Consider the following 22,449-nt stretch of genomic DNA (forward strand, 5'->3'; position numbering starts at 1 on the left):
GATATTCAGATGTGACCACACCGCAACAGTGCAGGCCACAACGCAAAAAGCGCGCCCAAAGGCACGCTTTGCTTTGTCTCTAAGGTCAAATCAGCCGCGCAGAACGCCGCCCGTCGCTTTGGTTACCTTGGCGATGATCTTCTCGGCCACCGCTTCGATGTCTTTTTCCTTCAACGTCGTATCCGTCGGTTGCAGGCGCACGGTGATGGCCAGAGATTTCTTGCCTTCACCTAGACTGCCGCCGATGAATTCGTCAAAGACGCGGACATCCTCGATTAGCGCCTTGTCTGCCCCGGCTGCGGCATTCACCAGCGTCAAAGCCTCGACACTTTCGTCGACGACAAAAGCAAAATCGCGTTCAACCGATTGCAGATCGCGCAATTCAAGCGCGGCACGGGTGGCACCGGATTTCCGGGGCAGAGGCACCTCGTCCGGCCAGATCGTGAAGGCCATTGCGGGGCCCTTGATGTCCAGAGCCTGCAAAACGCGCGGGTGCAGTTCGCCAAAGACGCCCAGCACCTTCTTCGGACCCAGACAAATCTTGCCGTGACGGCCAGGATGCCACCAGGCATCGCCGTCGCGCAGAATCTGCACCTTGGCAGGCGCACCAATTGCGGCCAGCACGGCCTCGGCATCCGCCTTGGCGTCAAATACGTCCACCGGGCGCGACGCGCCGTGTACGTCCTTGGGACCGTTGCGACCAACCAGCAGGCCTGTGATCTGGATTTTCTGATCGCCGGGTTCGCCATCGTGGAACACCGGGCCAACCTCGAACAGGGCCACATCGGCATAGCCCCGTGCCTGGTTGCGGGCAGCGGCCTGCAGAAGACCGGGCAACAGATCGGGGCGCATATGGCTCATCTCGGATGAGATGGGGTTTTCCAGCTGCGTGGCCTCATTACCGCCACCAAACAGCGCCGCCGATGCCTGATCGATGAACGTATAGGAAACGCATTCGTTATACCCCAGTGCCGCACAGGTACGCCGCGCCATAGACTGGCGGCGCTGCGTTGGCGTCATCACCGGTTTCGGGATGCCATCGGTGACACGCGGCAAAGGCTTACCCTGCAGCTTGGTCAGCGAGGCTATCCGCGCGACCTCTTCCACCAGATCGGCCTCACCCATGACATCGGGACGCCAGCTTGGGACGTGGGCCATCTCACCTTCCAGACGGAACCCCAGACGGGTCAGGGTCTGGCGCTGTTCACTTTCGGGAATATCCATCCCGACCAGAGACTGCACCCGCGCCGCATCCAATTTATAGGCGCGCGCATGGTTCGGCGCTTTGCCGGCCTCGACCACTTTGGAGACCTCGCCACCGCAGATATCCAGGATCATCTGGGTTGCCTGCTCCAGCCCTTCCAGCGTGTATTCCGGATCAACGCCGCGTTCAAAACGATAACGCGCATCCGAGTTGATCTTGAGCGCACGACCGGTCAGGGCAATCTGCACGTGATCCCAGAACGCGCTTTCGAGGAAGACGTTGACCGTCTCATCGGTCACACCTGTGGCCTCGCCACCCATGATCCCGGCAATCGATTCCGGGCCGGTTTCGTCCGAGATCACCATCATACCGGGGTGCAGCGTGTATTCTTTTTCGTCCAGCGCCACCAGCGTTTCGCCGCCCTTGGCGCGGTGCACCCGCAGGTCACCTTTTACCTTATCGGCATCGAATACGTGCAGCGGGCGGTTGCGATCAAAAGTCATGAAATTGGTGATATCCACCAAGGCCGAGATCGGACGCAGACCGATGGCTTTCAGCTGATCCTGCAGCCATTGCGGGCTGGGGCCGTTCTTCACACCTTTGATCAAACGACCGGTGAAATGCGGCGCGCCGTCCAGCGTGTCTTCATCAATCGTGACCTTGATCGGGCTGTCGAAATCGCCCGGCACCGGTGCATAATCGCGCTCTTTCAGCGTGCCAACGCCACGCGCTGCCAAATCGCGGGCAATCCCGGCCACGCCCAGCGCATCTGGGCGGTTCGGGGTGATCGCAATCTCGATCATCGGATCGACCTTCGAAGGCTCATTCTCGGCCAGCCAGTCGATGAACTTGTCGCCCACTGCGCCCGAGGGCAGCTCGATGATGCCGTCATGTTCGTCCGACAGCTCCAGCTCGCGCTCAGATGCCATCATGCCAAAGCTCTCAACGCCACGGATCTTGCCGACGCTGATGGTCAGGTCCAGCCCGGGGATGTACATGCCCGGCTTGCAGACTACGACAGTGATGCCTTCTCGCGCGTTTGGGGCACCGCAGATGATCTGCAATTCACCCTCATCGGTGTCCACCTTGCAAACCCGCAGCTTATCGGCATCGGGGTGTTTCTCGGCGTGTTTGACATACCCGAGGGTGAAATCCTTCAGCCGGTCCGCCGGATTCACAACCTCTTCAACCTCGAGCCCGAGGTCGGTCAGTGCATCGGTGATTTCCTCAACCGACGCGTCGGTGTCCAGGTGATCCTTGAGCCAGGAAAGGGTGAATTTCATCGGTCGTCATCCGCCAGTAAAACTTGGGTCAGACCGCGTGTAACGGATATTGCGCACAGGGGAAAGAGGGCGCGTGCGGCCTACCCGCCTAGTTGTCGGCAACCGTGTTGGAAACACTGTCCGAACCTGCAAACACCGCCAGTATCCGCGCGATGCCCGGCCCCGGGTTCACGCCATTGTGTGGCGACCGGAACGCTTCGATAAACGCGTCGCCTTCTTTGTAGGTCTTGGTCCCCTTGTCGCCGTAATCGACCGTGATCTCGCCTTCCAGAATATAGGCCGCCAGCGGCGCATCATGGCGATGCAGCCCGGTGTCCTGCCCCGGCTGCATTGTGACGATGGCCATGGTGATCTGCGGCGTGCCCCCGGGGTATTCCAGGGGCTCTCCGATCACCGAAGTTTCCGTCTGCACCAGCACCTCGACCGGCGGATAGGTATCTTTGGCAATCACAGGCGAGGCGGCAAGGATCAGGGCGCTCAGCAGCAGGGGTTTCACGGGGTCGGCTCCTGTTTTTCCGGTGGTCGCCCCGCACAGGACCCTGATGCGGAACAGATGTCAAACCCCTCAGGGGTAAACCGGTGCACGGCCTGCCAGCTCATCCAACTGCCAGCCGATCCAGCCATGCGGGATGAAATGCCCGCCGGGATGCGTGTCCAGCGTGACCTGGCCATTGGCGCAATCGGTCCAGTCAACCCGGCTGAGCGTCAGGAACGGTTTCACTCCCCAATCCCCGCGTGGGGTGGCGGTGCTGCAATCATATTTCGCCCGCCACAACGCCACCGGATAGGTCGTGTCGCCATTCGGGCCAAACGGGAAATCCATCACCGTGTCGTCAAGCCCATGCACATGCCGGACCTGAGCTGGGGCCTGCGGGCAATCCTCGGTCTGTTGCAGGGTTCCGGCGATGGCCAGCAGCGCGGTGATCTTGTCGCCCGACTGGCAGACATAGCGCCACGCCATCGCACCACCAAAGGAATAACCCGAGACATAGATGTGTTCAGGATCAATCGGATAGCGGCGGATGACATCATCAAGCACATCGTCGGCAAAGGTCACGTCTCCGGTGTCCGGGGACCAGAAATTCCAGCTTTTGCCCAACCCGTTCGGGGCCACCAGCAGCACGCCCCGCCGTTTCGTCGCCCCGGCGATGCGTTCGTGGTTGACCACCACATCCCCCTGTCGCGCCCAGCCGTGGAAATGCAGCAGCACAGGCAAGGGCGTTTCCCCATCCCAGCCATCGGGCTCCAGCACATGATACGAGCGTTCGCCCAGATCACAGGCGGTATCACCGTGGCAGTCGGGTTTCCACGGCCCCATGGCAAGAGCCGGAGACGCGGTGAGCAGCAGCAGGCACATCAGTCGGTAAATCATCTGGCCGAGCCTACCCGCCACGCGACCGAAGTCACATCACAACCCCGTGGGGCTGTCACAAGCCGCGCCATCGCCAGACCGTGGAGTGGCGAACTGAGGTTTGTGGTGGGCAGTTTATGCTGGCAAGACCCGCATGACGTTCAAACAGAGCGCTTGCGGAGACAAATCGCCAGCCCATCCGGGCGATCTGGCGATAGCGCGGCGGCCTATCGGCCTCTGTCCCGCGCTTGTTATTCTTACATTCACAGTAAGATTTCTATAGATTGATTCCAAGCTTTTCCGCTGCTTCTTGTTTTACATAAGCCAGAGCCAAATCTTTCATCATCCCAAGCGTCATACCGCCGACTTTCGAAGCTCCCGACTTTGTCTTCTTCCAAACGGTGTCGCTTCTAATTGCTTCGACATAGTCGTGTCCAAGCGAAGTTAGCCGAAAGCCATAGTCACCGACGTCAGCAATTAAGCCATCATCTTTCATCAATTGAAGATGGTAGTACTCGCTTTCAGCGCCTTCTTCGAAATCATACACAAACTGCCAATCATCAGACGATTCAGCTTCGAACAAAAGCTTACGAACGACGTCAGGGTCTCGCTTCACCGCGACAGACCACCATGCAGGTTCGGCATATCCAGCGCCGCAAACCCATAGTGGCGCAGCCAGCGCAGGTCGGAATCGAAGAACGCCCGCAGATCGGGGACGCCGTATTTCAGCATCGCCAGACGGTCGATACCGATGCCAAAGGCAAAGCCCTGATAGACCTCGGGGTCGATGCCACCGGCGGCGATCACCTTGGGGTGAACCATGCCCGAGCCCAGAATCTCCATCCAGTCGTCGCCCTCACCGATCTTCAGCTGACCGCCCGCCCAGGAACAGCGGATATCGACCTCGGCCGAGGGTTCGGTGAACGGGAAGTGCGAGGCGCGGAAGCGCAGTTCCACATCATCGACCTCGAAGAAGGCCTTCACGAACTCTTCCAGAACCCATTTCAGGTTCGCCATCGAGATGTCCTTGTCGATGGCCAGCCCCTCGACCTGATGGAACATCGGCGTGTGGGTCTGGTCATAGTCGGCGCGGTACACGCCGCCTGGACAGATGACGCGGATTGGTGCGCCCTGTTTCTCCATCGAGCGGATTTGCACCGGAGACGTGTGCGTCCGCAGCACATGCGGCGGGCGGTTATCGCCCTCAGCGCGGTGCATGTAGAACGTGTCCATCTCGGCCCGCGCGGGGTGGTGGCCGGGGATGTTAAGCGCGTCGAAGTTGTACCAGTCATCCTCGATCCGCGGCCCTTCGGCCACCGAGAATCCCAGTTCGGCAAAAATTGCAGTCAGTTCCTCGGTCGCCTGGCTGACCGGGTGGATCGAGCCCTGACGGCGCGCGCGGGTCGGCAGGGTGACGTCCAGCCATTCAGTGCGCAGACGCTCATCCAGAGCGGCATCGGCCAGCGCGGATTTCTTGGCGGAGAGCGCCGAGTTGATCTCGTCCTTCAGAGCGTTGAGCGCAGGGCCTGCGACCTGACGCTCTTCGGGGGTCATCTTGCCCAGCTCGCGCATCTTCAGCGCGACTTCACCTTTTTTGCCCACGGCAGCGACGCGGATCGCCTCAAGCGCGTTTTCGTCGCCCGCATCGGCGATTTGGCCCAGATATTTTGCCTTAAGATCGTCCATGACGCCCTCTGAATTTGGTCGGGAACCTGCTATCGGCCTCGCCCCGCAAATGCAAGCGGCTGGGGGCGATCAATAGCTGTAGGCGGGATAAATCTGTGTCAGGTCACCTTGCCAGTCACTATTGTAGTGATCCAGCAACTCATCTGCGGGCACCTTGCCGGTTTCTATACTGTCCTTAAGCGCGTTCAGGAAATGCGTCTCATCCGGGACCAACCCCCCGGCACCGGGGAAGGCGCGGGATTTCAGACCGGCCTCGGAAATTGCAACCACTTCGCGCGCCAGATCGTGCATGTTGATATTGCCGACCTGCGCCTGCAACCCGTCTTGGGCTGCGGCAACCCGCAACGCTTCGCGCGTTTCAGCATCCCAGCCTTTGACCAGATCCCAGGCCGCATCTAGCGCGCCCTGAACGTAGGTCAGGCCAACCCAAAATGCGGGCAGCGCGCACAGGCGGCGCCACGGGCCACCATCGGCGCCGCGCATTTCCATGAATTTCTTGATCCGGGCCTCGGGGAAGGCAGTGGTCAGGTGGTCGGCCCAGTCGGACAGGGTCGGGGTCTCACCCGGCAACGCAGGCAACTTGCCCTGCAGGAAGTCACGGAAGGACATGCCCAACGCGTTGATGTATTTGCCGTCGCGGTAGACGAAGTACATTGGGACGTCCAATGCGTACTGAACCCAGCGTTCGAACCCGAATCCGTCCTCGAACACAAAGGGAAGCATGCCAGTGCGGGCGTTGTCCAGATGCCGCCAGATATAGCTGCGCCAGCTTTTCTGGCCGTTGGGCTTACCCTCGAAGAAGGGCGAATTGGCGAACAGCGCCGTCGCCACCGGCTGCAACGCCAGCGCCACGCGCAGTTTCTGCACCATGTCGGCCTCAGAGCCAAAGTCGATGTTGACCTGAACCGTACAGGTCCGGCGCATCATGGCGCGACCCATGGTGCCTACTTCTTCCATGTAGTCGTTCATCAGCTGATAGCGCCCCTTGGGCATCAGCGGCATCTGCTCATGCGTCCAGATGGGGGCGGCGCCCAACCCGATGAAGCCTACACCGATCTTATCGGCAATGTCCTTCACGTCGCGCAGATGCGCGTTCACCTCATCACAGGTTTCGTGAATGGTCTCAAGCGGCGCGCCTGACAGCTCCAACTGTCCGCCGGGTTCCAGGGAAACGTTGGCCCCGTCCTTCTGCAGGCCGATCAGCTTGCCGTTTTCTTCCAAAGGCTCCCAGCTGTGAAGATCGCGCAGACCCTGAAGCACCGCCAGAATCGAACGTTCGCCTTCATAGGGCAGAGGCTTCAGCGTGTCCTTGCAATAGCCGAATTTCTCATGCTCGGTGCCGATGCGCCAATCTGCCTTGGGCTTGCAGCCCGATTCCAGATATTCGGCCAGTTGTTCGTGGCGTTCGATCGGTCCGCCGCCGGACTGGGGGATGGACATGTGACCCGTGCTCCGATCCTGATTTGTCTTTCGTTGGGTCAGTCGTGGGGGCAAACCGCGCCGGTGTCAATGCAGCCTGAGGTGTGCAGGGCGTGTTGGCGTGCGTTCCCAGATCACCACCGGATGCGCGGTGCTACGGTTCAGTTCGGCCAGCATCTGTTCGGTTTTCAACCCCGGCAGGCTTGAGAACACATCGAACAGCGCCTCGGCCCCTTCCGCATTCACGGGAATGTGAAGCACCGGCTGCCCCGGTTGTTCCAGCACCCAATGCGCGGGTTTCGATGTCGGGTCCAGCGCCAGACGCTCAATTTCACGCGTTGCGACAATGCCACCGTCCAGCGGGCCCAGATACGTGATCTGACCTTCGTCAATCGTCACGACACCAGGACCACCAACACCGGTACGAAAACGGGCGCGCTGCACACCGATCACGGCCAACGCCACCGAAACGGCAACCAGCACCCATCCCAACCATCCCAATAACCCTCCCGGGCCACTGATCCAGCTGAGGCCCACAAGCAGAACGGCCACAGCCACCAATACTTCGCGCCAGCGCCACAGTGTCAGTTTGGCTTCGGGTCGGATGAAACTCATGCCGTGTCCTCGGGGTTTGTGAACAGGATCAGCGAGTAATGCCCTGCCGGTTTAAATCCGATTCCGATATAGGCACGCGCAGCAGAATCGGAAGCAGCAAACAGGACCGCGCGGGTCGCGCCGGCAGTGCGCGCCTCGACCAGGTGCAGGGCAACAGCGAGACGGGCGTATCCGTGGCCGCGCAGGTCGGGCGGCGTATAGACCCCTCCGATCTGAACAATCTCGGGCAGGCGGGCGTTGAACCCTGTCATTGCCACCGGTTTACCGTCGATCAGAAGAACTCGGTGAGAATCTCTTTCGGAATAGGCCAGATAGTCCTCACCGGCCTGTTTCTGGGCCCGTTCCGGGGTGAAATCCATGGCCTCGATCAGATAGCTTTTGCGCCACTCTTCGATGATTGTCCTGTCGGCGTCGCCCAAAGGTACAAGTTCGGCCCCTGTGGCGTCCGGCAGGATTAACTCAAGCAGGCCCAATGAGAAACCGGGTTCATCGCTATTCAGTGTGGCGGGACGGCTTTCCCAACCCGCAATCTGCATGATCCGACGCGCTTGCGTGGCCTCTGCGGCCAGGCCGAAGAGCTTGTGGCCACGGATCAGATCGAGCGCACCGGCAAGCTCTGCGTCCGAGCAATCGGGGCATTGCGGTAAAACCATGCCTTCGTTTGTGACGCCAAAAATGGCACGGGGTTCGTTTCCTAAAACCCATAGTTTCAGCGCACGAGGATGCGCCCCATGCAGGCCGTGATCTCGCAGATTTGCCAGCGGGAACATCGAGGTCTGAATGTGCTGAGACAGAAACGCGTCGATCTTTGGCACATCTGCTTCAAGGGCCGGTCGCCAAGTCACGACCAATCCCCCAACGCCTGCTGCCACATCGTCAATGCCGCCACGGCCGCCGTATCAGCGCGCAAGATGCGCGGGCCAAGGCTGACGACATGAGCGAAAGGCAACCCTGTCAGACGCACGCGTTCCCTGTCCGAGAACCCGCCCTCCGGCCCAATCAGAATGGCCCATGGTTGGTCTTTTTCGTTTGCGGCCAGGCGCAGGGCCGAGCCCACCTCAGCCTCGTTACAAAACATCAGCTGTCGGTCCTCGGGCCAAGCATCCAACACACGATCCAGCCGTTGCAGATCACCAACCTCGGGCACAAATGTGCCGCCACATTGCTCGGCAGCTTCCACCGCATGAGCCTGCAAACGGTCCTGACGGATACGTTCCGAATTGGTGAACTCGGTCTGCACCGGCATGATCCGCGCCGCGCCCATTTCCGCTGCCTTTTCAACGATGAAGTCGGTGCGCGCCTTTTTGATCGGCGCGAACAGGAACCACAGATCGGGCGGCAATTGCAGCGGTTTGGTCTGCTTAACACAGCGTAGAACACCGCTGCGTTTGCCGGCCTCGGACACTTCGGCCAGCCACTCTCCGTCACGGCCATTGAACAGGGCAACCAGCCCGCCGACAGACAGCCGCATGACACCGAACAGGTAATGCGCCTGCTCGCGCGTCAAATCTACCGATTGCCCCGGACCCAAAGGGTGCTCTACATACAGTCTGATCTTTGCACTCATGAGACCTTACATATGCAAGGCAATGCCCCAACACCAGACGGACAAGTCGCCGATGCCGTCAGCGGCAATTGGGTCGACACCCACGCGCCGGCCTTTACCCGCCCCTACCTGCGCCTGAGCCGCGCAGACCGGCCCATCGGCACGTGGCTGTTGCTAATCCCCTGCTGGTGGGGGCTCGCGCTGGCTATCCTCAGCGATGGCACCCCGCGATGGGAGGATCTGTGGATTGCCTTCGGCTGTGCCATTGGCGCGTTTCTGATGCGTGGCGCAGGCTGTACGTGGAACGATATCACCGATCGCGAGTTTGACGGACAGGTCGAACGCACCCGGTCGCGGCCTATCCCTTCGGGTCAGGTCAGCGTGCGTCAGGCGGTGATCTGGATGGGCCTGCAATGCCTGTTGGCACTGGCAATTCTGTTGACCTTCAATCAGGCAGCCATCGCCATGGGCGTGCTGTCATTGCTGCCGGTTGCCATCTACCCATATGCAAAACGATTCACGTGGTGGCCGCAGGTGTTCCTTGGCCTGGCGTTCAACTGGGGCATTCTCTTGGCCTGGGCTGCACATACCGGCACGGTTGGCGCGCCTGCGATCATCCTCTATTTGGCCGGCATCGCGTGGACGCTGTTTTATGACACGATCTATGCCCATCAAGACGCCGAAGATGACGAACTGATCGGCATCAAATCCACCGCCCGTCTGTTTGGCACCGACACGGCACGCTGGTTGAAATATTTCCTTGTTGCCACAGTGTTTTTGATGGGGCTCGCCATTATCGAAGGAGCTCTGACGCAAGCATCACTGATGGCGCTGTTCGTAGCGCTGGCCGGACCTTGGGCGATGGGCTGGCACATGATGTGGCAATTGCGCGGGCTGGACATTGAAGACAACGCAAAACTGCTGCAACTGTTTCGCGCCAACCGGGATACTGGCCTTATTCCGCTTATCTTCCTCTGCGTCGCACTGTTGCTCTGATTGCACCTTGGCGCGGGGCTCTGTAAGAGTTCGCACAATCGCTTGAGGAGTCGATAACCCGCACATGCGTTTGCCCTATTTCCTTGCTGTCGCCCTGATCTTCCTCGTGTCTGCAGGGCTGTGCCTTTTGGCTGCCAGTCATGCGGTGACAAAGGTCGAAGAATCTTCGGAATTTGCCGTACGCCGCGCATTGGATCTGAAAGGGCATGACTGGGCCGAAGTGCATTCCGACGGTTTACGAGTTGTCCTGACAGGCACCGCCACGGACGAGGCCACGCGGTTCAACGCCCTGACGGCCGCAGGCACCGAGGTCGACACCTCGCGCGTCATCGACGAGATGCAAGTGGCACCAACGACCGAACTGGCACCGCCCCGATTTTCTGCCGAGATCTTGCGCAATGACACTGGAATTTCGGTGATCGGTCTGATCCCGGCCAGCGAAGACCGTGAGGCGCTAATGGAGCGGCTAAGCAACTTGGACCGAGGCGGAGACGTCTCGGACCTGATGGAAACCGCCGACTACCCTAAACCCAAGGGCTGGGACGACGCGATCACCTTTGCCCTCGACGCGCTGGCCCGGCTGCCCCGCGCCAAGATCTCGGCCAGCCCCGGCCTGGTCAAAATCACCGCAATTGCCGACAGTCAGCAGGAAAAAGAACGGCTGGAACAGAGCCTCACCCGGGCCGCGCCGCCCAGCCTGCGGATCGGTCTGGCAATTTCGGCCCCACGCCCGGTGATCACTCCCTTTACTCTGCGCTTTTTGATTGATGAGGATGGCGGGCAGTTCGATGCGTGTTCGGCACAGGATGAAAAGGCCCGCAATGCTATCGTAGCGGCTGCGCAGGAGGCCGGTATGACCGAACCCTACAGCTGCACCATCGGATTGGGTGTCCCATCCCCCCGCTGGCCCGAAGCCGCCACACTGAGCATTCAGGCGTTGGCCGAGCTAGGCGGCGGATCGGTCACGATGTCGGACGCGGATATCACTCTGGCCGCGGCAGAAGGCACCGACTCCGGCCTGTTCGACCGCGTGGTCGGAGAGCTTGAGAACGCCCTGCCATCGGTTTTTGCCCTGCATGCTATCCTGCCGCCGCCTGAAACCGACGCCGAGGCCGGCCCGCCCGAATTCACAGCCACCCGCAGCCCCGAGGGCCTGGTGCAGATTCGCGGGCGTCTGGGGGATGAGACCCAGCGCGACATGGTCGACAGCTATGCCCGCGCGGCCTTCGGTTCCGAAGTGGTCCATACCGCAACCCGCATCGCCCCCGAGGATCTACCCATAGGCTGGCCGGTACGTGTTTTGACCGGGCTTGAAGCGCTGGCCCAGCTGCACAATGGTGCGCTGACGGTCACACCGGACGATCTTGAGCTGAGCGGTGTCAGCCATGACCCCGATACGAAAGCTCTGATTGCGGGCCTGTTGTCGGAAAAACTTGGGGATGCGCAGGAATTCACCCTGTCGATCACCTATCAGGAACCACCCGAACCCGCCGACAAACTGCCCGATCCCGAGATCTGCGAAGAACGCATTGCCGAAGTTCAAACCGGCTCCAAAATCGCTTTCGAACCGGGTTCGGCCACCGTTGCCACTGATTCACGCGATACGGTGAACCAGATTGCCGATATTCTGCGGGAATGCGGGCCTATTCGGATGGAAATACAGGGCCATACCGACAGTCAGGGCCGCGAAGAGATGAACCAGCAGCTCAGCCAGGCGCGGGCGCAATCCATCCTCAATGAACTGCGCGGGCGTCGGGTGCCGACCTCCAGCTTTACCGCTGTGGGCTATGGCGAAACGCAACCTATCGCCGACAATGACACCGAAGAAGGCCGCGAGGAAAACCGTCGTATCGAATTCCGGCTGATCCGGCCCGAGCCAGTCGAGGGCTCGGAAACCGGGCTGGATGCGCTGGAGGCGGAAACGATTAAGGCCGAAGAGGCGGACACGACCGCATCAGATGCGGATGCAGGGGACCAGTAAGTTGAACCGAATCGAATTCATCATCGCCACCGCCATCATCCTGTTCGGGGCCTTCTGTATGGGATGGTTCGCGAACTGGCTGGCCCACCGCCTATCACGCGTTCGCCAAAGCGACGTCGCCGATCTGGACCGTATGAGCCAAGAGCTTCACGAGGCCGAAGAAACCCGGGATCAGGCGATTACCTACCTGCAACAGCGCGAGGCGGAATTGACCAACCAACTGACCCAGGCCGAAGCGGAACTGTCCGCGGCCATGGACGGATTGCGCGCCGCAAGGCAGGAGGCCGAAGAACTGCGCGGACGCATCAACAACGCCGACTAAAGACAGGAATCGATTTTTCGTTCTCATTATGTTCTCATCGCGGTAATGTCACCACAATCATGAGGGCGACCAATGTCAGAACAACGAGAGAAATTCGAACGCTTCAGAAACCTGCATTCAGGACCTGAGGCTTTCGTCATCCCCAATCCCTGGGACGCGGGCTCTGCGCGGCTGCTGGCCAGTATGGGCTTTGAGGCTTTGGCAACGACCAGCGCCGGATTTGCCTATTCGAAAGGCAAACGCGATTCATGCGCGGACCTAACCAGGGATGAACTGCTGGATAATGCCGCAGAGATCGTCAACGCAGTCGCCCTGCCCGTTTCCGCTGACCTTGAAGGTGGCTTTGGGCACGCGCCGGAAACCTGCGCCCATACCATTCGCATGGCGGCAGAACTCGGTTTGGTTGGCGGGTCCATAGAGGATACAACAGGCAATCCCGATGCCCCAATCTATGACTTGCACCAAGCGGTTGACCGTATTCAGGCGGCGGCGGAAACGGCGGCGGACCTGCACTTTTTGTTAACTGCACGCGCCGAAAACTACCTGTGGGGCCGCCCGGATCTAGGTGACACGATCAGACGATTGCAGCTATTTTCCGAAGCAGGTGCAGAAGTTCTTTACGCCCCCGGCCTGCCGGATTTAGAGGCGATTCGAACCGTCTGCCGCGAAGTCGATAAGCCGGTGAATGTCGTTATGGGGCTAAATGGGCCAACCTATTCGGTCTCGGAGCTTTCGGATGCAGGTGTCCGGCGCGTCAGCGTCGGCGGCTCATTTGCGCGCACGGCCTTTGGCGCACTGCGACGCGCAGCTAACGAAGTCAAATCCAATGGAACGTTCCGCTATTCGGCTAACGCGATTCCCGATGCCGAAATGGGCAAGCTCATGAACTGAAAACAGTTCGGCAGGATGCACACAAACTCACCAGCGGGTCAGCGCGTCTTCGTCCTCGTCCTTGGCGGCGACCCATTGGGCGCCTGATTTGGTGATTTCTTTCTTCCAGAACGGCGCGCGGGATTTCAGGTAATCCATAAGATATTCCGCCGCTTCAAAGGCATCCTTGCGATGCCGTGCAGCGGTGGCGACCATCATGATCCGATCCCCCGGCGCCAGACGCCCGTACCGGTGGATGACCAACACGTCGCCCAGTGACCAGCGCGTCTGCGCCTCTTGGGCGATCTTGGTCAGCGCTCGCTCGGTCATGCCGGGGTAATGCTCGATCTCCATCACATCCAGATCGCCCGAAGCAAGATCACGCACCACGCCAGTAAAGGTCACAATCGCCCCGTTCGCGTCATCGCCATTGGCAAAAGCGTTGGCCTCGGCGCCCAGATCGAACTCTGCTTCCTGAACCGCTATGCGCATGGTGTCAGCCGCCAGTCATAGGCGGGAAAAAGGCCACTTCCCGCACACCGGCCAGCGACGCATCAAAATCCGACAGCTCCTGATCCAACGCCACACGCAGGGCGGACAGGTCGGAAAAAGCAGCAGCATACCGGTCTTCGCGGGCGCTGAGTTCGGCCACCAGATCGGATACCGTCGCGGCCTGTGTTTCAACCTTCTCTTTCGGCAGGCCGATACGTTCGCGCACCCAGGCGAAATACAGCACGTCCATCGCTTAGTTCTCCTTCAGGTGGGGCATGGCTTTACGTAGGTAGTCATAGCCTGTGATCAATGTCAGCGTGGCCGCAATCCACAGCAACCAAAGACCGATGCGACCCGACCAGAACATTCCCTCAAGGTGCCAGCGCAGCCCGTTCACATCTTCGGTCTGGCCGGTCAGGACCTTGTCAATCAGATCCGGGTCCATGCCAAACGTACCCATCACGAAATAATGCTCGAATATCCCTTGCGAGAACAGAACCGCGATCGCCACCATCTGAGCAGTGGTTTTCCATTTCGCCAGCTTCGTCACCTTCAGCGTACCTGCGACGTCACCCAGATATTCGCGCAGACCCGAGACGAACACCTCGCGGAACAGGATCACGGTTGCGGGCAAGACCAGCCAGGGCGTCCAATGTTCCGCCGAATAACCGACCAAAATCATCAGCGCGATCACCACCATCGCCTTGTCGGCAATCGGGTCCAGCATGGCCCCCATTTTGGTTTCCTGACCCCACGCGCGCGCCAAATATCCGTCGAACCAGTCGGTTATCGCGGCCGACAGGAACAGGATCAGGGCGAACCAGTCCGCATAAGGGCGTGAGAAATACAGAAACATTACGGCCAGACCGGGGGCCGCCAACAGGCGCAGCACGGTCAGGATATTGGGTAGGTTCCACTTCATGGGCCGACACTACATCGGCGGTCGCGGACATAAAAGGCGGCCAATCAAAAAACTGACCCGAACACAGACAGTTGCAGCGCCGCCGCTTTGCCGCCCACGCGCCAGAGAATTTGACGCACCCCCTTGGCACCGGGCCCCTATGGGGTCAGGTTGGCGCCCAACCCCGAAGGCGACTGAAGACATGGCAACACACATTCAAACAGACTCACGATCCAACTTGATCGGCAGCGCTTGGATGATCGCAGGCATGGCGCTTTTCGCGTTGGAGGACGCGCTGCTGAAAGGCGCGGCGGGAACGCTTCCCGTGTGGCAAGTTCTGATCCTGTTTGGCGCAGGGGGCACCGCGATCTTTGCGGGCACTGCGCTGGTGCGCGGAAGCGACCTGTTTCACCCTGATGTTTTGTCGCCCCCGATGAAGGTCCGGATGCTGTTCGAGATCCTCGGACGGTTGTTTTATCTGCTGGCCATCACATTGACACCGCTGTCCTCGGCCACTGTAATCCTTCAGGCGACGCCCCTTGTCGTGGTTGCTGGCGCAGCCCTGTTCTTTGGCGAGACCGTTGGCTGGCGGCGATGGAGTGCGATCCTGATTGGCCTGACCGGGGTCGTCATCATCATACAACCGACCGAGGACAGCTTCTCGGCCCTGTCCATCCTCGCTGTTTTGGGCATGCTGGGCTTTGCCGGGCGCGATCTGGCCAGCCGAGCCGCACCTGCGACGTTGGGAACCGAAATACTAGGGTTCTACGGGTTTCTTAGCGTCGTGATCGCTGGGGTCGCCTATCGGTTCTGGGAAGGCGTGCCTCTCGCACCTATGACCTTGCATACCGGCCTGCAATTAGCGGGCGCTATCCTCATGGGCACGGCCGCCTATGCCTCGCTGATGAAAGCGATGCGCACGGGTGAAGTCTCTGCCGTCACACCCTTCCGCTATTCGCGCCTGTTGTTTGGCGTCGCACTGGGCATCGCGATCTTCGGCGAGCGGCTGGACCAGACCATGTGGATCGGCAGCGCGCTGATCGTGGCATCGGGGTTGTATATCCTGTGGCGCGGACGGCGGGCTTAGCCCTTGTCGTGGAAGAAATCGTAAACCTTCTGCGCCAGACCGGCCGAGATACCATCCACGGCCTTTAAATCCGCCAGATTGGCCCGGCTGACCGCTTTGGCGCTACCGAAGTGCGCCAGCAGGGCGCGTTTGCGCGCGGCCCCTACACCGGGGATTTCGTCCAGCGGGGTTGCGCCAACTGCTTTGGCGCGCTTCGCGCGGTGCGTACCGATGGCAAACCGATGCGCCTCGTCCCTCAGGCGCTGGATGAAATACAGAACCGGGTCGTTTCGTTTCAGAGCGAAGGGTCGCTGACCGGTGCGATGGAATTCTTCCTTACCGTGGTCGCGGTCGACCCCTTTGGCGACGCCAACCATCGGAATATCTTCGACGCCGTGCTGGGTCATGATCTCTTGCACCGCACTGACTTGCCCGGCACCGCCATCGATCAACAGCAGATCGGGCCACAGCCCTTTGTCGCGATCCGGGTCTTCCTTTTGCAGGCGGGTAAAGCGGCGGGTCAGCACCTCTTTCATCATGCCGAAATCATCGCCCGGCGTCAGGTCGTCGCCGCGGATGTTAAACTTGCGATAGGCGTTTTTCATGAACCCATCGGGGCCGGCGACAATCATGCCGCCAACCGCGTTAGTGCCTTGGATGTGGCTGTTGTCGTAAACCTCGATCCGGTTCGGCGGTCCATCCAGATCGAACGCCTCGGCCACGCCCCGCAGTAACTTGGCCTGAGTTGCACTTTCCGACATGCGCCGGGCCAGCGACTCGCGCGCGTTGCGCAAGGCCCCTGCGACCAGCTCCTGCTTTTCCCCGCGCTGAGGCACAAGGATTTCCACCTTGCGGCCCGCTTTTTCGGTCAGGGCCTCCTGCATCAGATCAGCATTCTCAATCCCGTCCGACAGGATCAACTGCCGGGGCGGTTCCTTGTTGTCGTAGAACTGGCCCAGGAAGGCCTCCATCACCTCTGCCGGGGAAACATCCGGGCCGACGCGTGGATAGAAATCCTTGTTGCCCCAGTTCTGATTGGCCCGGATAAAAAACACCTGCACACAGGCCTGACCGCTGTCCATATACAGGCCGATCACATCCGCTTCGGCCACGCCGCGCGGGTTGATGCCCTGGCTGGACTGTACCTGCGTCAACGCCCGGATACGGTCGCGCAAACCGGCGGCGCGCTCGAACTCCATCGCCTCAGAGGCGGCCATCATTTGCTCGGCCAGTTCCTCTTGGACCTTGGTCGAGCGGCCCGACAAAAACCGTTCGGCATCTTTGACGCTTTCGCGGTAATCCGCCTCGGAAATCAATCCGACACACGGCCCCGAGCAACGTTTGATCTGGTACAGCAGACATGGCCGCGTGCGGCTGTCGAACATGGAATCCGAGCAATTGCGCAGCAGGAACGCCTTTTGCAGCTGGTTCAGCGTCCTATTCACCGCACCGGCGCTGGCAAAGGGGCCGAAATAGGCACCCTTTTCCTTCTTCGCGCCGCGATGCTTCTTGATCTGCGGAAAGGCATGATCCTTGGCGACCAGAATATTGGGAAAGCTTTTGTCGTCACGCAGCAGCACGTTGTACTTGGGTTTGAGCTGCTTGATCAGGTTCTGTTCCAGCAGCAGCGCCTCGGTCTCGGTCCGCGTCGTCAGGAACATCATCGAGGCGGTCGAGGCGATCATCTTCTCGATCCGGCCCGAATGGCCGGGCCGCGCATAGTTCGACACACGCGCTTTCAGGTTCCGTGCCTTGCCCACGTATAGAACCCGGCTGTCTGCATCCAGCATCCGGTACACACCTGGCGAACTGTCCAGCGTTTTCACAAAGCGCTGAATGCAGGCATAACCTGTTGGCTGGATATCCGAATTCGAGTCGTCTTGGGTGGTCATGGGTCAGAGATATGATTCTCTGACCATGGCTGCAATCTTGAGCGCCCCAGATCAAGAGAAAACAAATCCACGGTTTCTGTGGATAACTATGCAGATAAGTTTCTGGGGATCGCGATTTTCCCTTGTTTCCTTGCCAATTCCTTGATCTGCACAAAAAATAGGCACTTATATAACGTATTGATTTTAAATGTATTATTTTTCTGCACAAGACAAGTATATGAAAAAAAAGACATTTTTGTAACGCGCAGGTAACAGGAATGCGAGCGGTGCAAAACTTGCACCAGTTTTGCTTATTCTACGCCCAGAACGTCCGGTGTTTGCCAACCCAGATGCTGCCCGCCATCCACACACAATAACTGCCCGGTCACTGCATGCGCGTCCAGAAAATAGCCGAGCGCAGCAGTGATATCCGAAGGGTTCGATCCGCGTGCCAGAATCGTGTTTGCGCGCTGGGCTTTGAAGTGGTTCTCGCTCTGTCGATGGCCCTGCATAGTCGGCCCGGGCCCGATGGCGTTGACCCGGATTGCGGGTGTCAGCGCCTGCGCTGCTGTGCGGGTCAACGCCCACAGCCCCATCTTGGCGATGGTATAGGACATGAACTCGGGCGTCAGCTTGCGCACCCGCATGTCGACCATGTTGACGATCAACGCTGTAGCCACTGGTTCGCCCGCGTCGTCCGTACCGGGCTCCAGCCCCTGTTCGGCCATTGCCTGTGTCAGAACGAAAGGTGCGCGCAGATTGCTGTCCAGATGACGATCCCAGCTTTGCCGTGTGGCCGTACGGATGTTGTCGTATTCAAAAACCGAGGCGTTGTTCACCAGACAGGTGATCGGTCCACCCAGCGCCTTGGCAGCACGCGGCAGCAGGGCTTGAACCTGGGCCTCGTCTAGCAAATCGGCTTGCAAGGCCACCGCATTGCGCCCCAGTGCCTTAACCTCGGCGACTGTTTCCAGCGCCGACGTCTCGGACGTTGCATAATGCACCGCCACATCATAACCGCGTTTCGCCAAATACAGCGCCATAGCCCGACCAAGGCGAATTCCGGCTCCGGTCACTAAGGCTCGGGTCATGAGTAGTCCCTCTTCGTCACGTCACACCAGCAAAACGATGACATAGACCGCATACAGTAACGTCAACACCAAACCCCAGACGCGCGTGATATCGCGTTTGAAGAACACAAACGGGATCAGCAACAGAGACGCCCCCAACATGACCCACAGGTCGAACCGTAGAAATTCGGGATCTACCGGGATGCGACCGAACAGCGTCGCAATACCGACAATGGCCAGCAGGTTGAACATGTTCGATCCGATTACATTGCCCAGTGCCACATCGGCCTGTCGGCGCAGCGCTGCCATAACGGTGGTTGCCAGTTCGGGCAGCGATGTCCCGACCGCGATCAGCGTCAGGCCGATCACCGTTTCGCTGACGCCGTAGGTAAGGGCAATAACGGTGGCGTTTTCGACCAGAAGATGCGCCCCCATCGGCAGACCGATCAGGCCGAGCACCAGATAGATCGAGATCTTCCAATAGGCCATGTTAGGGTCAGCCTCTTCCAGACCCTCAAGCTCATCGTCACCGGCGCAGGCTTCACCGCAGGCTTTGCGGTGGGCGCGGGCTTGGCGGAAGGCATTCCACAGAACAAGACCCAATGCTGCCAGCAGGATGGCTCCGCTGACTAGATTGAACACGCCACAGAAAGCCAACCCGATGAACAGAACCGAGGCCAGCAACATGAATACATAGTTTCTGCGACTGTTACATTCACTGGTGTGCAGTGTTGACAGCAAGGCGGGCAGCCCCAGAACCAGCAGGATATTTGCGGTGTTTGACCCGACGACGTTACCCAGGGCGATTCCCGGAGCGTTTTCCTTGACCGCGCTGATCGCGATCAGCAATTCCGGGGCCGAAGTGCCAAAGGCGACGATCGTCAGGCTGACGATCAGCGCAGGCACGCCCATCCGCAGGCTCAGATTGACCGCGCCGCGAACCAACGCGTCGCCCGCCAACAACAGGATCAGCAATCCCAGAGCGGATAGCAGCCACGGCATCATGAGCGGCCTCCTTTTTCGCAGGCGCAGGGGCCTTTGCCGATCCTGAACCGCCCGCAGCGCGGGCATCTTGCAGATTGCAACCGTTTCTGCCCTGGAAAGCGCAGCTTACCGAACATCGCCAGGACTCCCATGGCGATCAGAAACAGGGTTACGATCTTGATAATCACGTCACAAACCGAAACGCGCGTAGGCCGCACGCTCCTCAAGCCCGGCGATAGCGTCCTGCGCCAACGACGCACCGAACCGCGACCAGATCGGTTTGCGCATGCCATAGCGGCGGAACTTGACCTTGTCGCCAAAGCGGTCCTGCATTTTCGGCTTCAAATGCGCAATGCCGTCGATCAACCCCAGTTCCTGCGCGCGACGGGCCAGCCAGATTTCACCCGTAAAAAGGTCCTGACTTTCGTCCAGCTTACCGTTCCGTCGGGTTTTGACATGGGTGATAAAGTTCTCATGGATGTCCGCCAGCAGGCCTTCCAGCCGCGCGACGTCTTCCTTCTTTTCCGGGGCAAACGGGTCCAGCATGGATTTCGACTGCCCCGCCGTGTGCACGCGCCGTTCAATGCCCTGCCGCTTCAGCAAGACATGCGCACCAAAGCCCGACGAGATCACCCCGATCGAGCCCAGAACCGAACTGTCATCGGCATAAATCTCGTCTGCAGCCGCGGCCAGCCAATAGCCACCCGAGGCGGCCACATCTTCGACAAAGGCAATAACCGGAATGTCCAACTCATCCGACAGACGTCGGATTCGCGCACCGATCAGAGAGCTTTGCACAGGCGACCCGCCGGGCGAGTTGATCTCAAGCGCGACGGCTGCGGGTTTGCCCTTGCGAAAGGCTTTCTCCAGAACGGGCGCCAGCGCGGTGTCGGACATCGACCCGCGCCCGGCCATTCCGATGGCGCCGGACAGGCGCACAACGGCCACGCAAGGTTGTTTTTTGAGAAACGGCAGGCTGAGTTTCATGGGAGCCGATGTAGAGTGCGCCCATCCGGTAAACAAGGGACCGCCTTGTCCTAAGACGCGACGTGAACACATTTCCTGAAGGCGGTGGGCAAAAATGCAACGCCCAGGCGGCGCTTAGCTGCGGATGCGCCAGCCGGTTTTGAAGATCCACCCGATGATGCCTAGGCACAGGCCAGTAAAGGCCAAAATGGCCAACAGGCTGAATCCGATCGGCACATCCGCCAACCCGTAAAACGACCAGCGAAAGCCCGAAATCAGATAGACGACCGGGTTGAACAGGGTGACGGTCTGCCAGAACGGCGGCAGCATGGAAATGGAATAGAACGTCCCGCCCAGAAAGATCAGGGGGGTGACTACAAGTTGCGGCACCAGAGACATTTGCTCAAAATTGCTGGCCCAGATACCGATGATGAACCCCAACAAGGAAAAGCTGAGGCAGGTCAGAATCAGAAACGCAGCCATGGCAAACGGGTGCTCGATCCGCAAATCCACAAAGAACGAGGCGGTCACCAGAATGACCAATCCAACGAACAGCGCCTTTGTCGCCGCCGCGCCGACATAACCGATCACAATCTCGATAAAGTTCACCGGGGCCGAGAGCAGCTCGTATATGGTTCCGAGAAACTTGGGGAAATATATCCCGAAGGATGCATTGGAAATCGCCAGCATCACCACCGACAGCATAATCAGCCCAGGTACGATGAAGGCACCGTAGGATACCCCCTCGACCTCTTGAATTCGGCTGCCAATGGCAGTGCCAAAGACCACGAAGTACAGCGATGTCGACAGCACGGGCGACAGAAAGCTCTGCGCCAACGTTCGGAAGAACCGGGCCATCTCAAACCGGTAGATTGCAGCAATCGCGGACCAGTTCATGCGGGCTCTCCGGATACCAGGTTTACGAAAATCTCCTCAAGGCTCGACTGTCGGGTCTGCACATCGCGCAACACCAGCCCCGCTTGCGCCACATCGTTCAGCAGAGTCGTAATTCCGGTACGGTCAGCGTGGGTATCATAAGTATAGACCAACGCGTCCCCATTACCGTTCAGCACAAGGTTGTGCTCTGCCAAACTGTCGGGGATGGTCTCGATGGGTTCGTTCAGCATCACCTCGAGCTGTTTCTTACCCATCTGCGCCATCAGCGTGTCCTTGTCCTGCACCAGCAGAAGCTCACCCTTGTCGATCACGCCGACCCGATCGGCAATGGCCTCGGCCTCCTCGATGTAATGGGTGGTCAGGATGATGGTGACGCCAGCCTGTTTAAGCTCGGCCACGATCTCCCACATGTCTTTGCGCAGTTCGACGTCCACGCCAGCAGTCGGTTCGTCCAGAAACAACACCCGTGGTTCATGCGCCAGGGCCTTGGCGATCAGCACCCGACGCTTCATCCCACCGGACAATTCCTTGATCGCGTTTTTACGCTTGTCCCAGAGGGACAGCTTGCGCAGGATTTCCTCTACCCGGGCGTCATCGCGCCCGTATCCGAACAGTCCGCGCGACAGGCGCACCGTGTTCCAGACCTTCTCAAACGGTTCCAGCGCAATTTCCTGTGGCACCAGCCCGATCATCCGACGCGCGGCGCGGAAATCGATTTGGATGTCATGACCACCGACTGTTACTTCGCCAGAAGTCGGAGTGGTAATACCACAGACCGTCGATATCAGCGTCGTCTTACCCGCACCGTTCGGTCCCAACAGGGCCAGTATCTCGCCTTCTTCAATATCCAGCGACACGCCTTTCAGCGCCTCAAACCCGTCAGCATAGGATTTGCGCAGATCCTTGATGGACAAAATAGTTGCCATGCG

General features: G+C 59.6%; 23 protein-coding genes. 5 read left to right on the top strand and 18 right to left on the bottom strand.

Going from position 1 to position 22,449, the window contains the following annotated elements:
• Positions 1-90: 90 nt before the first annotated feature.
• The 9 genes from pheT to ACR0IY_RS17410 form a co-directional block, all read right to left on the bottom strand.
• On the bottom strand, positions 91-2,487 hold the full coding sequence (pheT, locus tag ACR0IY_RS17370; RefSeq protein WP_480675486.1) for a phenylalanine--tRNA ligase subunit beta: 2,397 nt from the start codon (positions 2,485-2,487) through the stop codon (positions 91-93).
• 88 nt (positions 2,488-2,575) lie between these two features.
• Positions 2,576-2,983: a cupin domain-containing protein gene (locus ACR0IY_RS17375; protein ID WP_480675488.1), complete on the bottom strand. Its 408-nt coding sequence runs from the start codon at positions 2,981-2,983 to the stop codon at positions 2,576-2,578.
• A gap of 69 nt (positions 2,984-3,052) precedes the next feature.
• On the bottom strand, positions 3,053-3,859 hold the full coding sequence (locus ACR0IY_RS17380) for a CE1 family esterase (protein ID WP_480675490.1): 807 nt from the start codon (positions 3,857-3,859) through the stop codon (positions 3,053-3,055).
• 256 nt (positions 3,860-4,115) lie between these two features.
• On the bottom strand, positions 4,116-4,454 hold the full coding sequence (locus tag ACR0IY_RS17385; RefSeq protein ID WP_480675492.1) for a DUF2513 domain-containing protein: 339 nt from the start codon (positions 4,452-4,454) through the stop codon (positions 4,116-4,118).
• Positions 4,451-5,524, bottom strand: coding sequence for a phenylalanine--tRNA ligase subunit alpha (pheS, locus tag ACR0IY_RS17390; RefSeq protein ID WP_480675494.1), 1,074 nt, complete (start codon positions 5,522-5,524; stop codon positions 4,451-4,453). The genes ACR0IY_RS17385 and pheS overlap by 4 nt, the downstream gene beginning before the upstream one ends.
• Before the next feature lie 69 nt (positions 5,525-5,593).
• Positions 5,594-6,964: a glutamate--cysteine ligase gene (locus ACR0IY_RS17395; RefSeq protein WP_480675496.1), complete on the bottom strand. Its 1,371-nt coding sequence runs from the start codon at positions 6,962-6,964 to the stop codon at positions 5,594-5,596.
• Positions 6,965-7,030: 66 nt separating this feature from the next.
• Positions 7,031-7,558 (bottom strand): hypothetical protein, encoded by a 528-nt coding sequence (locus tag ACR0IY_RS17400; protein ID WP_480675498.1) that lies wholly within the window; start codon positions 7,556-7,558, stop codon positions 7,031-7,033.
• Positions 7,555-8,403 (bottom strand): GNAT family N-acetyltransferase, encoded by an 849-nt coding sequence (locus ACR0IY_RS17405; RefSeq protein WP_480675500.1) that lies wholly within the window; start codon positions 8,401-8,403, stop codon positions 7,555-7,557. Before ACR0IY_RS17405 ends, ACR0IY_RS17400 begins: the two co-directional genes overlap by 4 nt.
• Positions 8,400-9,125 carry a 16S rRNA (uracil(1498)-N(3))-methyltransferase gene (locus tag ACR0IY_RS17410; RefSeq protein WP_480675502.1) on the bottom strand — a complete coding sequence of 242 codons (726 nt, stop codon included), beginning with the start codon at positions 9,123-9,125 and terminating at the stop codon, positions 8,400-8,402. Before ACR0IY_RS17410 ends, ACR0IY_RS17405 begins: the two co-directional genes overlap by 4 nt.
• Before the next feature lie 12 nt (positions 9,126-9,137).
• Here ACR0IY_RS17410 and ubiA point away from each other — a divergent pair, with 12 nt between their 5' ends.
• From ubiA to ACR0IY_RS17430, 4 genes are all read left to right on the top strand, one after another.
• A complete protein-coding gene (gene ubiA, locus ACR0IY_RS17415; RefSeq protein WP_480675504.1) occupies positions 9,138-10,100 on the top strand; it encodes a 4-hydroxybenzoate octaprenyltransferase in 963 nt (320 codons plus the stop codon).
• A 64-nt stretch (positions 10,101-10,164) separates the two neighbouring features.
• Positions 10,165-12,081, top strand: coding sequence for an OmpA family protein (locus tag ACR0IY_RS17420; protein WP_480675506.1), 1,917 nt, complete (start codon positions 10,165-10,167; stop codon positions 12,079-12,081).
• 1 nt (position 12,082) lies between these two features.
• Positions 12,083-12,403, top strand: coding sequence for a hypothetical protein (locus ACR0IY_RS17425; RefSeq protein WP_480675508.1), 321 nt, complete (start codon positions 12,083-12,085; stop codon positions 12,401-12,403).
• A gap of 72 nt (positions 12,404-12,475) precedes the next feature.
• The gene (locus ACR0IY_RS17430) at positions 12,476-13,294 is read left to right on the top strand and encodes an isocitrate lyase/PEP mutase family protein (RefSeq protein ID WP_480675510.1); all 819 of its coding nucleotides are present in this window, start codon (positions 12,476-12,478) and stop codon (positions 13,292-13,294) included.
• Between the two features lie 27 nt (positions 13,295-13,321).
• Here ACR0IY_RS17430 and ACR0IY_RS17435 read toward each other — a convergent pair whose 3' ends face one another.
• Genes ACR0IY_RS17435 through pgsA form a run of 3 tightly spaced genes read right to left on the bottom strand, consistent with a single transcriptional unit; the run spans position 13,322 to position 14,687 of the window.
• Positions 13,322-13,765: a molybdenum cofactor biosynthesis protein MoaE gene (locus ACR0IY_RS17435; protein WP_480675512.1), complete on the bottom strand. Its 444-nt coding sequence runs from the start codon at positions 13,763-13,765 to the stop codon at positions 13,322-13,324.
• A gap of 4 nt (positions 13,766-13,769) precedes the next feature.
• Positions 13,770-14,015 (bottom strand): molybdopterin converting factor subunit 1, encoded by a 246-nt coding sequence (gene moaD / locus ACR0IY_RS17440; protein ID WP_480675514.1) that lies wholly within the window; start codon positions 14,013-14,015, stop codon positions 13,770-13,772.
• A 3-nt stretch (positions 14,016-14,018) separates the two neighbouring features.
• The gene (gene pgsA / locus ACR0IY_RS17445; RefSeq protein ID WP_480675516.1) at positions 14,019-14,687 is read right to left on the bottom strand and encodes a CDP-diacylglycerol--glycerol-3-phosphate 3-phosphatidyltransferase; all 669 of its coding nucleotides are present in this window, start codon (positions 14,685-14,687) and stop codon (positions 14,019-14,021) included.
• A 181-nt stretch (positions 14,688-14,868) separates the two neighbouring features.
• On the opposite strand from pgsA, the gene ACR0IY_RS17450 reads away from it, so the two are divergent.
• On the top strand, positions 14,869-15,753 hold the full coding sequence (locus tag ACR0IY_RS17450; protein ID WP_480675518.1) for a DMT family transporter: 885 nt from the start codon (positions 14,869-14,871) through the stop codon (positions 15,751-15,753).
• On the opposite strand, the gene uvrC is transcribed toward ACR0IY_RS17450, so the two are convergent.
• The 6 genes from uvrC to ACR0IY_RS17480 form a co-directional block, all read right to left on the bottom strand.
• Complete coding sequence (gene uvrC / locus ACR0IY_RS17455) at positions 15,750-17,624, bottom strand: excinuclease ABC subunit UvrC (RefSeq protein ID WP_480675520.1); 1,875 nt, start codon at positions 17,622-17,624, stop codon at positions 15,750-15,752. The genes ACR0IY_RS17450 and uvrC overlap by 4 nt on opposite strands.
• Before the next feature lie 290 nt (positions 17,625-17,914).
• Positions 17,915-18,694: an SDR family oxidoreductase gene (locus ACR0IY_RS17460; protein WP_480675522.1), complete on the bottom strand. Its 780-nt coding sequence runs from the start codon at positions 18,692-18,694 to the stop codon at positions 17,915-17,917.
• A 21-nt stretch (positions 18,695-18,715) separates the two neighbouring features.
• Complete coding sequence (locus ACR0IY_RS17465; protein WP_480675524.1) at positions 18,716-19,678, bottom strand: calcium/sodium antiporter; 963 nt, start codon at positions 19,676-19,678, stop codon at positions 18,716-18,718.
• Between the two features lie 168 nt (positions 19,679-19,846).
• The gene (locus tag ACR0IY_RS17470; RefSeq protein ID WP_480675526.1) at positions 19,847-20,644 is read right to left on the bottom strand and encodes a S49 family peptidase; all 798 of its coding nucleotides are present in this window, start codon (positions 20,642-20,644) and stop codon (positions 19,847-19,849) included.
• A 114-nt stretch (positions 20,645-20,758) separates the two neighbouring features.
• Positions 20,759-21,520: an ABC transporter permease gene (locus ACR0IY_RS17475; protein WP_480675528.1), complete on the bottom strand. Its 762-nt coding sequence runs from the start codon at positions 21,518-21,520 to the stop codon at positions 20,759-20,761.
• Positions 21,517-22,446, bottom strand: a complete 930-nt coding sequence (locus ACR0IY_RS17480; RefSeq protein ID WP_480675530.1) for an ABC transporter ATP-binding protein — start codon at positions 22,444-22,446, stop codon at positions 21,517-21,519. Before ACR0IY_RS17480 ends, ACR0IY_RS17475 begins: the two co-directional genes overlap by 4 nt.
• Positions 22,447-22,449: the final 3 nt, after the last annotated feature.

This window comes from Ruegeria sp. BC1, from assembly GCF_056539305.1.

What these genes read in the sequence shown, in the direction of transcription:
- pheT (WP_480675486.1), bottom strand. Translation starts at nt 2,487, where the DNA reads ATGAAATTCACCCTTTCCTGGCTCAAGGATCACCTGGACACCGACGCG.
- ACR0IY_RS17380 (WP_480675490.1), bottom strand. Translation starts at nt 3,859, where the DNA reads ATGATTTACCGACTGATGTGCCTGCTGCTGCTCACCGCGTCTCCGGCT.
- pheS (WP_480675494.1), bottom strand. Translation starts at nt 5,524, where the DNA reads ATGGACGATCTTAAGGCAAAATATCTGGGCCAAATCGCCGATGCGGGC.
- ACR0IY_RS17395 (WP_480675496.1), bottom strand. Translation starts at nt 6,964, where the DNA reads ATGTCCATCCCCCAGTCCGGCGGCGGACCGATCGAACGCCACGAACAA.
- ACR0IY_RS17400 (WP_480675498.1), bottom strand. Translation starts at nt 7,558, where the DNA reads ATGAGTTTCATCCGACCCGAAGCCAAACTGACACTGTGGCGCTGGCGC.
- ACR0IY_RS17410 (WP_480675502.1), bottom strand. Translation starts at nt 9,125, where the DNA reads ATGAGTGCAAAGATCAGACTGTATGTAGAGCACCCTTTGGGTCCGGGG.
- ubiA (WP_480675504.1), top strand. Translation starts at nt 9,138, where the DNA reads ATGCAAGGCAATGCCCCAACACCAGACGGACAAGTCGCCGATGCCGTC.
- ACR0IY_RS17420 (WP_480675506.1), top strand. Translation starts at nt 10,165, where the DNA reads ATGCGTTTGCCCTATTTCCTTGCTGTCGCCCTGATCTTCCTCGTGTCT.
- ACR0IY_RS17430 (WP_480675510.1), top strand. Translation starts at nt 12,476, where the DNA reads ATGTCAGAACAACGAGAGAAATTCGAACGCTTCAGAAACCTGCATTCA.
- ACR0IY_RS17435 (WP_480675512.1), bottom strand. Translation starts at nt 13,765, where the DNA reads ATGCGCATAGCGGTTCAGGAAGCAGAGTTCGATCTGGGCGCCGAGGCC.
- moaD (WP_480675514.1), bottom strand. Translation starts at nt 14,015, where the DNA reads ATGGACGTGCTGTATTTCGCCTGGGTGCGCGAACGTATCGGCCTGCCG.
- pgsA (WP_480675516.1), bottom strand. Translation starts at nt 14,687, where the DNA reads ATGAAGTGGAACCTACCCAATATCCTGACCGTGCTGCGCCTGTTGGCG.
- ACR0IY_RS17450 (WP_480675518.1), top strand. Translation starts at nt 14,869, where the DNA reads ATGGCAACACACATTCAAACAGACTCACGATCCAACTTGATCGGCAGC.
- uvrC (WP_480675520.1), bottom strand. Translation starts at nt 17,624, where the DNA reads ATGACCACCCAAGACGACTCGAATTCGGATATCCAGCCAACAGGTTAT.
- ACR0IY_RS17460 (WP_480675522.1), bottom strand. Translation starts at nt 18,694, where the DNA reads ATGACCCGAGCCTTAGTGACCGGAGCCGGAATTCGCCTTGGTCGGGCT.
- ACR0IY_RS17465 (WP_480675524.1), bottom strand. Translation starts at nt 19,678, where the DNA reads ATGATGCCGTGGCTGCTATCCGCTCTGGGATTGCTGATCCTGTTGTTG.
- ACR0IY_RS17470 (WP_480675526.1), bottom strand. Translation starts at nt 20,644, where the DNA reads ATGAAACTCAGCCTGCCGTTTCTCAAAAAACAACCTTGCGTGGCCGTT.
- ACR0IY_RS17475 (WP_480675528.1), bottom strand. Translation starts at nt 21,520, where the DNA reads ATGAACTGGTCCGCGATTGCTGCAATCTACCGGTTTGAGATGGCCCGG.
- ACR0IY_RS17480 (WP_480675530.1), bottom strand. Translation starts at nt 22,446, where the DNA reads ATGGCAACTATTTTGTCCATCAAGGATCTGCGCAAATCCTATGCTGAC.